The organism is Pseudomonas bijieensis (assembly GCF_013347965.1).
Taxonomy (GTDB): Bacteria; Pseudomonadota; Gammaproteobacteria; order Pseudomonadales; family Pseudomonadaceae; genus Aquipseudomonas; species Aquipseudomonas bijieensis.
Genome location: NZ_CP048810.1, coordinates 4004508 through 4018221 on the forward strand (window position 1 = coordinate 4004508; position 13714 = coordinate 4018221).

Consider the following 13714-nt stretch of genomic DNA (forward strand, 5'->3'; position numbering starts at 1 on the left):
TGGGCCTAGTCTTGCACTCTCGGGCAGGTGATTTTTCAGAACGCCACAATTCTTCAGAATCGATGCAGATTTCGGCGCGGGGGATCGTTGAACATAAAAAAACCCGGCCCGTGCGCAATGCACGGGCCGGGTTTGGGTGTTGCTCGAGGGCGTTACTGAACGGCTACGCCGCCGCCCAGCTTGCTCATGACGAAGGCGGTGAATTGTTCAACGGTCATCTTCTGGCCGTTGAAATCGACCTGATTGTTGGCGTAGTGCAGCTTGGTAACCACATCGTTGCCTTCAAGTTTCGCCAGCTCTGTACCAACGGCCATGGCGCTGAACATATCGCTGGTGGCAGTGGCCTGATCAGCGATCAGCTTGGCATCGGTCTGGCCTTCCATCTGCGCTTGTACCGTCATCAGGTCCACCAGCATCGGCTTGGAGACCTTGAGGTTGAAATCCAGCAGGGCGAGCAATTGACGTCCCAGTTCATCCGGTGGCAGGTCCATGGACTGTGGCTTGGCCAGATCAACGATCAGGTTGGCGCGGCTTTCACCGTTGGCGGTGCTGAACGACAGGTTTTCCAACGCCACTTGCGGGGCACCGGCCAGGAGCTTCTCCAGATCAGCCTTGACCTGCGCCTCTTCAGCTTCGGTCAGGCTCAGCTCTGGCGCCGGCTCACCGGCAGCAGCGGCCTCGGCAGCGGCTTTTTCGTAGGGTTGCAGCTTGGTCTGGTAAATCTGCATCAGCGACATGGTAGCCGGGATGTCCAGGTTCTTCAGGCTGACCGCCATTTGCGCCGAACCGATGGTCTTGTCGTTGAACGACAGCTCACCGAGCTTGTAATCGGCACGCCCCGAAGCGCTGGTGCCGCTCTCGGTGCTGCTGTTCTTCATCTCGAAGTTCTTCAGGCCCAGCACCGACTTCGGCTCACCGAAGGTGGCCTTGGTGCTGCTCAACAACAGGGTGTTGTCACCCATGTAGTAACCGTAGGAGCTTTTGCTCAGGTTGCTGGCCAATGTCAGGCCGTTCAGCTCGACCTGCACCGGAGTCTGGTCTTCGGCAACGGTAGTCAACTTGAAGCTGTCCATGTAGCCGTCGGCCTTGACCTTCTGTGCCTGGGCGCTGGCGGCCAGATCGATTTTCAGGCCAGAGAAGGTGAGCTGGGATTGCTCGTCCAGCTTGGTGTCCAACGGCAGCAGCTCGTAGGTGCCATTGATGGATTGGTCGTAACCCAGGTTGACCACACCTTGGAGCGGCGATTGATCCTTGGTGGCGGCGAACCACTTGTCAGTCAATGGATTGCGCTCGAGGGCGGTATGACTGGTGGCCATGACCGGCAGCCACTTGAGCGTTATCAAGCGCGAGAACGGCAGTGGGCCGTGTTCGATCCGGTCAACGAAGAGCAGCTCGATCGGCTCACCACCGAATATCTCGCCTTCACCCTTGAGGCGGTAGTGGGCAGTGCTGCTGAACGTTCCACGGTCCATGGAAACCAGCTCCAGGGTGGCGGTGCTGTTGGACCCGGCCAAGGCTGTCTGCATTTGTTTGTTGCTATCGGCAATAGCGTTCGTCAACACGCCTTCGAGTTTGGTTCCGGTGTACCAAGCGCCGCCCGCGCTGATAGCACCAACAGCTACAACGATTCCCAGAAGTACGCTTGCTGATTTATTCATGAGTGACCCGATCGATATCCATGGTTGAAGAAAGCCGTCGTCTTCCCTGACCCGCAAAGGGTGTGGCTCGACGCCGTAAAGAGGAAGGGGAGATTACCATCAGGCACACCTGCGGGCCCAATGTTTAAAGGGGTAAAAACGTTTTCTTGAGAGGTGGTCTACGAATATTGGACTTCGATCTCATCGAGCTGATGGTCGAAAGTCTTGAGCCGGGCCGTCCAGGTGTACACCAGCACTTCGAAATCGCGATTGATCACCGCGGCCCCCGATGAGTCTGCGCGTGTATCGCAGAAATCCAGTTGGTAGCGTTCACGGGCCATGGCGTTAGCCACGTCACACAGCTCTCGGGCGTTGTTGAGCCAATGCCAACCATCCTGGGTGACTTGTTTGTCGAGGGCAGCGCATTGGGTTTTCAGGGCTTCCAGGCTTTTTTCCAGCGGGGTACCGGTGAGCTCTCCCATGACTTCCTGGAATGTGCGGCCAGGCTGCCAATAGCTACCCCAGAAATAACGGTCGAACACCGTTTCGACACGTCGCAGCGCGACCTTGGTGTCCCAAATCAGCACCAGGGTTTTGCCTTGCTCAAGGTGTTTCTTCTTGATGCGTTGCCCCTGAAGCGATGCCCAGGCCACGATTGCAATGGATATCACGCCGATCAAGGCCGCCGCGCTATCGAGGAACAGCAGCGCTTTGTCGATTTGGTGGGTGAGCATGACGCCATAGAAGTAAGTGGCCGAAAGCAGCAGCAAAGCCGCAAGGGCACACCAAAAGCCGGGAGCATAAGGGTTTTTCATTATTGGAATCCCCATGACCAGTGACGTCGCGGGCCCCTTTGGTCGCCAGTGCCCGACTATCACAGCATAGCAACGGCGCTGGGGGTTTGCCGGGGCGTCGCCATTAATCGGAGGCTCGATCCGATTACCGGCCCTAAACGACAAAACCCCTGTCTGCTGAGGCAGACAGGGGTTTTGGGGAATTCAATCTTGACGATGACCTACTCTCACATGGGGAAACCCCACACTACCATCGGCGATGCATCGTTTCACTTCTGAGTTCGGGATGGGATCAGGTGGTTCCAATGCTCTATGGTCGTCAAGAAATTCTGTGACCAACCCGTTCAACAGCAACGTGTCGGTAAAATCGATGACTTCTACTAAAAACAAAACCCCTACCTGCATCAGCAGATAGGGGTTTCGGAATTTAATCTTGACGATGACCTACTCTCACATGGAGAAACCCCACACTACCATCGGCGATGCATCGTTTCACTGCTGAGTTCGGGATGGGATCAGGTGGTTCCAATGCTCTATGGTCGTCAAGAAATTCGGTAGCCGGTGCGTGCCTTGCGGTCACGTGCCAGCGAATGGGTATGCGATAGATTTGTGTGTTGCGTTCGTGAGCGATGCGAACTTTCGGTTCGTGTCGTCTTCACACACCGCAATCTGGTCTCTTGGCCTTTGGCCTGGAGGATACAAATTGCTTGGGTGTTATATGGTCAAGCCTCACGGGCAATTAGTACAGGTTAGCTCAACGCCTCACAGCGCTTACACACCCTGCCTATCAACGTCGTAGTCTTCGACGGCCCTTCAGGGGACTCAAGGTCCCAGTGAGATCTCATCTTGAGGCAAGTTTCCCGCTTAGATGCTTTCAGCGGTTATCTTTTCCGAACATAGCTACCCGGCAATGCCACTGGCGTGACAACCGGAACACCAGAGGTTCGTCCACTCCGGTCCTCTCGTACTAGGAGCAGCCCTCTCAAATCTCAAACGTCCACGGCAGATAGGGACCGAACTGTCTCACGACGTTCTAAACCCAGCTCGCGTACCACTTTAAATGGCGAACAGCCATACCCTTGGGACCGGCTTCAGCCCCAGGATGTGATGAGCCGACATCGAGGTGCCAAACACCGCCGTCGATATGAACTCTTGGGCGGTATCAGCCTGTTATCCCCGGAGTACCTTTTATCCGTTGAGCGATGGCCCTTCCATACAGAACCACCGGATCACTAAGACCTACTTTCGTACCTGCTCGACGTGTCTGTCTCGCAGTCAAGCGCGCTTTGCCTTTATACTCTACGACCGATTTCCGACCGGTCTGAGCGCACCTTCGTACTCCTCCGTTACTCTTTAGGAGGAGACCGCCCCAGTCAAACTACCCACCATACACTGTCCTCGATCCGGATAACGGACCTGAGTTAGAACCTCAAAGTTGCCAGGGTGGTATTTCAAGGATGGCTCCACGCGAACTGGCGTCCACGCTTCAAAGCCTCCCACCTATCCTACACAAGCAAATTCAAAGTCCAGTGCAAAGCTATAGTAAAGGTTCACGGGGTCTTTCCGTCTAGCCGCGGATACACTGCATCTTCACAGCGATTTCAATTTCACTGAGTCTCGGGTGGAGACAGCGCCGCCATCGTTACGCCATTCGTGCAGGTCGGAACTTACCCGACAAGGAATTTCGCTACCTTAGGACCGTTATAGTTACGGCCGCCGTTTACCGGGCTTCGATCAAGAGCTTCGCGTTAGCTAACCCCATCAATTAACCTTCCGGCACCGGGCAGGCGTCACACCCTATACGTCCACTTTCGTGTTTGCAGAGTGCTGTGTTTTTAATAAACAGTCGCAGCGGCCTGGTATCTTCGACCGGCGTGGGCTTACGCAGCAAGTGCTTCACCCTCACCGGCGCACCTTCTCCCGAAGTTACGGTGCCATTTTGCCTAGTTCCTTCACCCGAGTTCTCTCAAGCGCCTTGGTATTCTCTACCCAACCACCTGTGTCGGTTTGGGGTACGGTTCCTGGTTACCTGAAGCTTAGAAGCTTTTCTTGGAAGCATGGCATCAACCACTTCGTCACCCAAAGGGTAACTCGTCATCAGCTCTCGGCCTTAAGATCCCGGATTTACCTAAGATCTCAGCCTACCACCTTAAACTTGGACAACCAACGCCAAGCTGGCCTAGCCTTCTCCGTCCCTCCATCGCAATAACCAGAAGTACAGGAATATTAACCTGTTTTCCATCGACTACGCTTTTCAGCCTCGCCTTAGGGACCGACTAACCCTGCGTCGATTAACGTTGCGCAGGAAACCTTGGTCTTTCGGCGTGGGTGTTTTTCACACCCATTGTCGTTACTCATGTCAGCATTCGCACTTCTGATACCTCCAGCAAGCTTCTCAACTCACCTTCACAGGCTTACAGAACGCTCCTCTACCGCATCACTTGCGTGATACCCGTAGCTTCGGTGTATGGTTTGAGCCCCGTTACATCTTCCGCGCAGGCCGACTCGACTAGTGAGCTATTACGCTTTCTTTAAAGGGTGGCTGCTTCTAAGCCAACCTCCTAGCTGTCTAAGCCTTCCCACATCGTTTCCCACTTAACCATAACTTTGGGACCTTAGCTGACGGTCTGGGTTGTTTCCTTTTCGACGGACGTTAGCACCCGCCGTGTGTCTCCCATGCTCGGCACTTGTAGGTATTCGGAGTTTGCATCGGTTTGGTAAGTCGGGATGACCCCCTAGCCGAAACAGTGCTCTACCCCCTACAGTGATACATGAGGCGCTACCTAAATAGCTTTCGAGGAGAACCAGCTATCTCCGAGCTTGATTAGCCTTTCACTCCGATCCACAGGTCATCCGCTAACTTTTCAACGGTAGTCGGTTCGGTCCTCCAGTCAGTGTTACCTAACCTTCAACCTGCCCATGGATAGATCGCCCGGTTTCGGGTCTATTCCCAGCGACTAGACGCCCTATTAAGACTCGCTTTCGCTACGCCTCCCCTATTCGGTTAAGCTCGCCACTGAAAATAAGTCGCTGACCCATTATACAAAAGGTACGCAGTCACCCAACAAAGTGGGCTCCCACTGCTTGTACGCATACGGTTTCAGGATCTATTTCACTCCCCTCTCCGGGGTTCTTTTCGCCTTTCCCTCACGGTACTAGTTCACTATCGGTCAGTCAGTAGTATTTAGCCTTGGAGGATGGTCCCCCCCCATATTCAGACAAAGTTTCTCGTGCTCCGTCCTACTCGATTTCACTTCTAAGATCCTTTCGCGTACAGGGCTATCACCCACTATGGCCGCACTTTCCAGAGCGTTCCGCTAAAATCAAAGAAGCTTAAGGGCTAGTCCCCGTTCGCTCGCCACTACTAAGGGAATCTCGGTTGATTTCTTTTCCTCAGGGTACTTAGATGTTTCAGTTCCCCTGGTTCGCCTCTTGCACCTATGTATTCAGTACAAGATAACCATCTTATGATGGCTGGGTTCCCCCCATTCAGACATCTCCGGATCAAAGTCTGTTTGCCGACTCCCCGAAGCTTTTCGCAGGCTACCACGTCTTTCATCGCCTCTGACTGCCAAGGCATCCACCGTATGCGCTTCTTCACTTGACCATATAACCCCAAGCAATCTGGTTATACTGTGAAGACGACATTCGCCGAAAATTCGATCTTGCTCATGAGAGCAACTCACAAATTTTACCTTAGCCTGAGCCGTTACCAGTGAAAGTAACGTTCAGTCTATCTTTCTATCACATACCCAAATTTTTAAAGAACGATCTAATCAAAAGACTAGAAATCAACATTCATCACCCTGGGGTGGAATGCTCATTTCTAAGCTTTAAACGTTGTGCCAATCTGTAATGGTGGAGCCAAGCGGGATCGAACCGCTGACCTCCTGCGTGCAAGGCAGGCGCTCTCCCAGCTGAGCTATGGCCCCGTATCTTTACCGGGGACACCATGAAATTGGTGGGTCTGGGCAGATTCGAACTGCCGACCTCACCCTTATCAGGGGTGCGCTCTAACCAACTGAGCTACAGACCCAATCGTCTTCTTCAATGAATCAAGCAATTCGTGGGGAGCTCATGGAGCAGCTGAGTCGTCGATTAAGGAGGTGATCCAGCCGCAGGTTCCCCTACGGCTACCTTGTTACGACTTCACCCCAGTCATGAATCACACCGTGGTAACCGTCCCCCGAAGGTTAGACTAGCTACTTCTGGTGCAACCCACTCCCATGGTGTGACGGGCGGTGTGTACAAGGCCGGGAACGTATTCACCGCGACATTCTGATTCGCGATTACTAGCGATTCCGACTTCACGCAGTCGAGTTGCAGACTGCGATCCGGACTACGATCGGTTTTGTGGGATTAGCTCCACCTCGCGGCTTGCAACCCTCTGTACCGACCATTGTAGCACGTGTGTAGCCCAGGCCGTAAGGGCCATGATGACTTGACGTCATCCCCACCTTCCTCCGGTTTGTCACCGGCAGTCTCCTTAGAGTGCCCACCATAACGTGCTGGTAACTAAGGACAAGGGTTGCGCTCGTTACGGGACTTAACCCAACATCTCACGACACGAGCTGACGACAGCCATGCAGCACCTGTCTCAATGCTCCCGAAGGCACCAATCCATCTCTGGAAAGTTCATTGGATGTCAAGGCCTGGTAAGGTTCTTCGCGTTGCTTCGAATTAAACCACATGCTCCACCGCTTGTGCGGGCCCCGTCAATTCATTTGAGTTTTAACCTTGCGGCCGTACTCCCCAGGCGGTCAACTTAATGCGTTAGCTGCGCCACTAAGAGCTCAAGGCTCCCAACGGCTAGTTGACATCGTTTACGGCGTGGACTACCAGGGTATCTAATCCTGTTTGCTCCCCACGCTTTCGCACCTCAGTGTCAGTATCAGTCCAGGTGGTCGCCTTCGCCACTGGTGTTCCTTCCTATATCTACGCATTTCACCGCTACACAGGAAATTCCACCACCCTCTACCATACTCTAGCTCGACAGTTTTGAATGCAGTTCCCAGGTTGAGCCCGGGCTTTCACATCCAACTTAACGAACCACCTACGCGCGCTTTACGCCCAGTAATTCCGATTAACGCTTGCACCTCTGTATTACCGCGGCTGCTGGCACAGAGTTAGCCGGTGCTTATTCTGTCGGTAACGTCAAAACACTAACGTATTAGGTTAATGCCCTTCCTCCCAACTTAAAGTGCTTTACAATCCGAAGACCTTCTTCACACACGCGGCATGGCTGGATCAGGCTTTCGCCCATTGTCCAATATTCCCCTGCTGCCTCCGTAGGAGTCTGGACCGTGTCTCAGTTCCAGTGTGACTGATCATCCTCTCAGACCAGTTACGGATCGTCGCCTTGGTGAGCCATTACCTCACCAACTAGCTAATCCGACCTAGGCTCATCTGATAGCGCAAGGCCCGAAGGTCCCCTGCTTTCTCCCGTAGGACGTATGCGGTATTAGCGTCCGTTTCCGAGCGTTATCCCCACTACCAGGCAGATTCCTAGGCATTACTCACCCGTCCGCCGCTCTCAAGAGGTGCAAGCACCTCTCTACCGCTCGACTTGCATGTGTTAGGCCTGCCGCCAGCGTTCAATCTGAGCCATGATCAAACTCTTCAGTTCAAACATCTTTGGGTTTTGAGAAAACCTAAACTTGGCTCAGCAATCGTTGGTTACATCTTTGATTTCTCGCGGAGTAACTTGTGATGCTGATAATCTGTTGACTAGCAGTCTGACTCCACAAGCACCCACACGAATTGCTTGATTCAGTTGTTAAAGAGCGGTTGGTTAAGAGCTTTCGTCTCAACCGAGGCGCGCATTCTACAGCGCCCGGCGTATCTGTCAAGCGGTTATTTTCAGAAGTTTTCAAAGTTTCCTTTTCAACTTCAACCACTTGCGCTTCCGATCTCTCGTTAGCGGGAGGCGAATTCTACAGCGTTACTCGCTGCTGTCAACACCTCTTTTTCACCGCTTTCGACCGAGAAGATCGAACCGCTGAAAAGGCCAAACCCACACTGCCTTATCAGCTACTTCCTGGCTTCGATGAACTGAAGCCCGACCCCTTCGAAACCCACTTAACTCATTGAATCTCAAGGAGTTTTCCGTTTCGACTGCGCCGGAAGTGGGGCGAATTATAGACGTCCAGAATTTGCCGTCAACCATTAATTTCGCTTTTCTATCAATAAGTTGCGCAGCACCGGCCAACCCGCTGCTTTCTTCCTTTAAAACCTCCTCCTATATAGAAGAGAAGACTCAAAGCACTCCCGCCTCTTTGAACGCCGCCACCGCCGCTTCGTCCAGCCCCAAGACTCGCTGCAGTACCTCCAGCGTATGCTCCCCTAATAAAGGGGGCGCATTGCGATATTCCACCGGTGTCTCGGACAGTCGAATCGGACTAGCCACCTGCGGCACGCGACCAGCTAGAAGGTGAGGCAACTCCATTGCCAATCCACGCGCCTGCACCTGAGGATCGGCAAATACCTGGGCAAGGTCGTTGATTGGCCCGCACGGCACACCCGCCTGTTCCAACTGAGCCACCCATTCGGCAGTGGTCTTGAACACCGTCGCCTGGCGAATCAACGGAATCAACACCGCCCGATTCGCCACCCGCAACTTGTTTGTGGCAAAACGCGGATCATCAGCCCACTGCGGCTGACCAGCCACCTCAGCGAATTTTCGGAACTGGCCGTCATTACCTACCGTAAGGATAAAATCGCCATCGGCCGTAGGAAAATCCTGATAAGGCACGATGTTCGGATGAGCATTGCCCAGTCGCTTCGGCGCGTTGCCCGTAGTCAGGTAATTCATCGCCTGATTGGCCAGGCAAGCCACTTGAACATCCAGCAAGGCCATATCGATGTGCTGCCCGCCGCCGGCATGATCACGATGAGCCAGCGCCGCCAAAATAGCAGCAGTCGAATACAGCCCCGTGAGGATATCCGTCAGCGCAACCCCTACCTTCACCGGCCCCGCGCCCTCATCACCCTCAGGGCGGCCAGTCAGGCTCATCAAGCCCCCCAGCCCCTGAATCATGAAGTCATACCCGGCGCGCTTGGCGTAAGGGCCGGTCTGGCCAAACCCGGTTATCGAGCAATAGATCAATTGCGGATTGATCGCCTTCAGCGACTCATAGTCCAGACCATAAGCCGCCAGCCCGCCCACCTTGAAGTTTTCGATCAGGATATCGGACTTGGCCGCCAGCTCTCGCACCAGCCGCTGCCCCTCCGGGCGCGTGAAGTCGATGGTCACCGACTGCTTGTTGCGATTGGCCGACAGATAATAAGCAGCCTCGGTCGTGTTCTCGCCTCGGGAATCCTTCAGGAAGGGCGGCCCCCAGGCACGTGTGTCGTCGCCATTGCCGGGACGCTCGACCTTGATGACATCCGCCCCCAGGTCCGCCAGGATCTGTCCGGCCCACGGCCCGGCCAAGACCCTCGATAAATCCAATACCCGCAGATGCGAAAGCGCGCCCATGAGCGTTCTCCTATTAATAGAACGCCTGGATACCGGTTTGCGCACGCCCCAGGATCAACGCATGAACGTCGTGCGTGCCTTCGTAGGTGTTTACGACCTCCAGGTTCACGAGATGACGAGCGATGCCGAACTCATCGGAGATGCCGTTGCCGCCCAGCATGTCCCGCGCCATACGAGCAATATCCAAGGACTTGCCGCAGGAGTTGCGCTTCATGATCGAAGTGATCTCGACCGCCGCAGTGCCTTCATCTTTCATACGCCCCAGACGCAGGCATCCCTGCAGGGCCAGCGTGATTTCGGTCTGCATGTCGGCCAGCTTCTTCTGGATCAACTGATTCGCAGCCAACGGGCGACCAAACTGCTGGCGGTCCAGCGTGTACTGGCGAGCGGTATGCCAGCAGAATTCAGCCGCCCCCAAGGCGCCCCAGGAGATGCCGTAGCGCGCCGAATTCAGACAAGTAAACGGACCTTTCAGGCCACGGACATCGGGGAAAATGTTCTCTTCCGGCACGAATACGTTATCCATGACGATTTCACCAGTGATCGAAGCGCGCAGCCCAACCTTGCCATGAATAGCCGGCGCACTCAGGCCCTTCCAGCCCTTTTCGAGAACGAAGCCGCGGATATCGCCGGCGTCGTCCTTGCCCCAGACAACAAAGACGTCTGCGATCGGACTGTTGGTGATCCACATTTTGCTACCCGTCAGGCTGTAGCCACCTTCCACCTTGCGCGCACGAGTAATCATCGCGCCCGGGTCGGAACCATGGTTCGGCTCGGTCAGACCAAAGCAGCCGATCCACTCACCCGACGCCAGTTTCGGCAGATACTTCTGTTTTTGCGCCTCAGTACCGAATTCATTGATCGGCACCATCACCAGCGAGGACTGCACACTCATCATCGAGCGATAACCGGAATCGACGCGCTCTACCTCGCGAGCGATCAGGCCATAGCTGACGTAGTTCAGTCCACTGCCGCCGTACTGCTCAGGAATGGTTGCCCCCAGCAGGCCTACTTCACCCATCTCGCGAAAAATCGCCGGGTCGGTTTTCTCATGACGGAACGCTTCCAGCACCCGCGGCGCAAGCTTCTGCTGAGCGAATTGCTCGGCAGTGTCGCGGATCATGCGTTCTTCTTCGGTGAGCTGCTGATCCAGCAACAATGGATCGATCCAGTTGAAGCTCGCTTTACCGGCCATGAAAGAGTCCTCGCCAATTAAATGAAAATCGTGGATTGATCCTAGGCGCGCTTTCCTACAAGGGCAAACGAGGATTACGCACTATGTTGTGCTAATTTCTCACTTCGTAAACGCCATAAACCCCGTTTATGCCGATATTGAGTGAGGCTTGCGTACATGCGCCGTAAAATTCCCAGCACCACCGCCCTGGTCAGTTTCGAGGCCGCTGCGCGCCATGAAAGCTTCACCAAGGCGGCGCAAGAACTTTCTCTTACGCAGAGCGCAATCTGCCGACAGATCGCCAGCCTGGAGGACTTCCTCAGCGTGGAGCTTTTCCGACGCTCACGCCGAGGCGTCAAGCTGACTGAAGCAGGCATTTCCTACAGTCGTCGAGTTGCCACCCAACTGGATGCCGTCGAGCGCGATGCTCTTTCAGTGATGGGGCACACCGGTGCGAACGTGATCGAGCTGGCCGTGGTTCCGACCTTCGGCACTCAATGGCTACTGCCCCGTCTCAAGGATTTCCAGCATCAGCATCCGGAAGTCACCGTCAACCTGACCAACCGCACACGTCCTTTTCTCTTTGCGGACACAGAGTTTGATGCCGCCATCTATTTTGGTGATGCGGACTGGTCCGGCACCGAATCCCACAAGCTGATGGGCGAAAATCCGATGCCGGTATGCAGCCCCACCCTACTGGGTGACCAGAAGAGCCTGACGCCGCAGGCCATCGCCGAGCTGCCCTTGCTCCAGCAGACCACTCGCCCGTATGCGTGGCGCCAGTGGTTCAACGCCCAGAACCTGAATATTGCGCGAGACCTGACAGGCCCGCGTTATGAACTATTCTCCATGCTTGCCCAAGCGGCCATGCACGACATGGGCATTGCGCTGATTCCGCCCTTTTTGATTCAGCGCGAGTTGGCAGAGAAACGATTGGTCGTTGCCAACCCTAACGCGCTGTCGAGCATCAAGGCTTACTACCTGATGATTCCGGAACGAAAGGCCGAATCTGCTTCTCTTCGTGCTTTTCGTGATTGGCTCGTGAAACAAGCAAGCAACTATCACATTGATTAATAAAGAAAAAAGCAAAACATGATTAGGTAGTCAACTAACATAAGTCGCTACAGATATAAGTTTATGTCGCATCCAGTCAATCTGTTACGCAGCCCCTGAAGTAGTCTCCAAAGCGTTTAAATACATGGCTTTGAGCCATATCACGCAACGCATCAGGCCTTATTCATCTGGCCGATGGGAAAAATTGTCAATTTGAACCTGAATCCTTGGAAAGCACGGCCTACAAGGGATGCCGATCGATAATTGCGACATTCGGTCACAGGGTGACTTGTAGTTAATTTTCCGTCACCCGTCATAATCCCTTGAAGGGCTGAATTTTCGCCTGCAAAATGCCGCGCCCCGCCTGGTTTGGCGGGATCGTGCTGATCGGCCGCCCCAGCCGCACCATCCGAAGTGCCTGGGTTTACTCAATAAGATCACGCAGGAGATTTGACGTGCACATTGGTGTTCCCCTCGAAACCCAAACGGGTGAAACACGGGTTGCTGCTACCCCGGAAACCATCAAGAAGCTGATCGGCCAAGGCCATAAGGTCACTGTTCAAAGCGGCGCCGGCATCAAGGCCAGCGTTATCGACAGTGCCTATGAGGCAGCGGGCGCAACCATTGGCAGTGCCAGTGATGCATTCGGGGCCGAACTGATCCTCAAGGTGGTCGCCCCCAGCGACAGCGAACTGACGCTGATAAAGAGCGGCACCGTTCTGGTGGGCATGCTCAATCCGTTCAACAACGAAACCATCTCCAAGCTGGCCGAACGCGGCATTACCGCTTTCGCCCTCGAGGCCGCGCCACGGACCTCCCGTGCCCAGAGCCTGGATGTGCTGTCGTCTCAAGCGAACATTGCCGGCTACAAGGCCGTGCTGCTGGCCGCCCACTACTACCCGCGCTTCATGCCGATGCTGATGACCGCCGCAGGTACCGTGAAAGCGGCGCGCGTGCTGATTCTCGGGGCCGGTGTGGCCGGGCTGCAGGCGATTGCCACGGCCAAGCGCCTGGGCGCTGTGATCGAGGCTTCGGATGTGCGTCCGGCGGTCAAGGAACAAATCGAATCCCTCGGCGCCAAGTTCGTCGACGTACCTTACGAAACCGACGAAGAGCGTGAATGCGCCGTCGGCGTCGGCGGTTACGCCCGGCCCATGCCTGCCAGCTGGATGCAGCGCCAGGCCCAAGCCGTGCACGAGCGCGCCAAGCAGGCTGACATCGTCATCACCACCGCCTTGATTCCGGGCCGCAAGGCACCGACCTTGCTGAGCGCCGAAACCGTCGCGCAGATGAAACCTGGCTCGGTGGTCATCGACCTCGCGGCAGCCCAGGGCGGCAACTGCCCGTTGACCGTGGCCGATCAGGTGGTTGTCGAGAACGGCGTCACCATCGTCGGCCCGACCAACCTGGCCGGTGAAGTCGCGGCCGATGCTTCGGCGCTGTACGCCCGTAACCTGCTGGACTTCCTGAAGCTGGTCTTCACCAAGGAAGGTCAGTTCGACGTGAACCTGGAAGACGACATCGTCGCCGCGTGCCTGATGTGCCGCGACGGCCAAGTCATCCGCAAAAACGCCTAAGC

Annotated in this window: 6 protein-coding genes, 2 tRNA genes and 4 rRNA genes; 2 read left to right on the forward strand and 10 right to left on the reverse strand. The window is 55.2% G+C overall.

The window, feature by feature from the left end; genetic code table 11:
* Positions 1 to 152 precede the first annotated feature (152 nt).
* The 10 genes from GN234_RS17440 to GN234_RS17485 form a co-directional block, all read right to left on the reverse strand.
* Entirely contained in the window at positions 153 to 1658 is a 1506-nt protein-coding gene (locus tag GN234_RS17440) for a YdgA family protein (RefSeq protein ID WP_109756581.1), read from the reverse strand.
* 158 nt (positions 1659 to 1816) lie between these two features.
* Positions 1817 to 2452, reverse strand: a complete 636-nt coding sequence (locus tag GN234_RS17445) for a hypothetical protein (protein ID WP_025569814.1) — start codon at positions 2450 to 2452, stop codon at positions 1817 to 1819.
* A 187-nt stretch (positions 2453 to 2639) separates the two neighbouring features.
* Positions 2640 to 2755 (reverse strand): 5S ribosomal RNA (gene rrf / locus GN234_RS17450).
* Between the two features lie 107 nt (positions 2756 to 2862).
* Positions 2863 to 2978: ribosomal RNA gene (rrf, locus tag GN234_RS17455) — 5S ribosomal RNA — on the reverse strand.
* A 171-nt stretch (positions 2979 to 3149) separates the two neighbouring features.
* A 23S ribosomal RNA gene (locus tag GN234_RS17460) occupies positions 3150 to 6038 on the reverse strand.
* A gap of 249 nt (positions 6039 to 6287) precedes the next feature.
* Positions 6288 to 6363, reverse strand: a tRNA-Ala gene (locus GN234_RS17465).
* Between the two features lie 27 nt (positions 6364 to 6390).
* Positions 6391 to 6467 (reverse strand) — tRNA-Ile (locus GN234_RS17470).
* Positions 6468 to 6530: 63 nt separating this feature from the next.
* A 16S ribosomal RNA gene (locus GN234_RS17475) occupies positions 6531 to 8057 on the reverse strand.
* Together the 16S, 23S and 5S rRNA genes with 2 tRNA genes alongside form the textbook arrangement of a ribosomal RNA operon.
* A gap of 630 nt (positions 8058 to 8687) precedes the next feature.
* On the reverse strand, positions 8688 to 9908 hold the full coding sequence (locus GN234_RS17480; protein WP_116833881.1) for a CaiB/BaiF CoA transferase family protein: 1221 nt from the start codon (positions 9906 to 9908) through the stop codon (positions 8688 to 8690).
* A 13-nt stretch (positions 9909 to 9921) separates the two neighbouring features.
* The gene (locus tag GN234_RS17485) at positions 9922 to 11103 is read right to left on the reverse strand and encodes an acyl-CoA dehydrogenase (protein WP_014335919.1); all 1182 of its coding nucleotides are present in this window, start codon (positions 11101 to 11103) and stop codon (positions 9922 to 9924) included.
* A gap of 156 nt (positions 11104 to 11259) precedes the next feature.
* Here GN234_RS17485 and GN234_RS17490 point away from each other — a divergent pair, with 156 nt between their 5' ends.
* Both GN234_RS17490 and GN234_RS17495 read left to right on the forward strand, forming a co-directional pair.
* On the forward strand, positions 11260 to 12156 hold the full coding sequence (locus tag GN234_RS17490; RefSeq protein WP_176688825.1) for a LysR family transcriptional regulator: 897 nt from the start codon (positions 11260 to 11262) through the stop codon (positions 12154 to 12156).
* A gap of 434 nt (positions 12157 to 12590) precedes the next feature.
* A complete protein-coding gene (locus GN234_RS17495) occupies positions 12591 to 13712 on the forward strand; it encodes a Re/Si-specific NAD(P)(+) transhydrogenase subunit alpha (protein ID WP_116833879.1) in 1122 nt (373 codons plus the stop codon).
* Positions 13713 to 13714 lie beyond the last annotated feature (2 nt).

What these genes read in the sequence shown, in the direction of transcription:
- GN234_RS17490 (WP_176688825.1), top strand. Translation starts at nt 11,260, where the DNA reads ATGCGCCGTAAAATTCCCAGCACCACCGCCCTGGTCAGTTTCGAGGCC.
- GN234_RS17445 (WP_025569814.1), bottom strand. Translation starts at nt 2,452, where the DNA reads ATGAAAAACCCTTATGCTCCCGGCTTTTGGTGTGCCCTTGCGGCTTTG.
- GN234_RS17480 (WP_116833881.1), bottom strand. Translation starts at nt 9,908, where the DNA reads ATGGGCGCGCTTTCGCATCTGCGGGTATTGGATTTATCGAGGGTCTTG.
- GN234_RS17440 (WP_109756581.1), bottom strand. Translation starts at nt 1,658, where the DNA reads ATGAATAAATCAGCAAGCGTACTTCTGGGAATCGTTGTAGCTGTTGGT.
- GN234_RS17485 (WP_014335919.1), bottom strand. Translation starts at nt 11,103, where the DNA reads ATGGCCGGTAAAGCGAGCTTCAACTGGATCGATCCATTGTTGCTGGAT.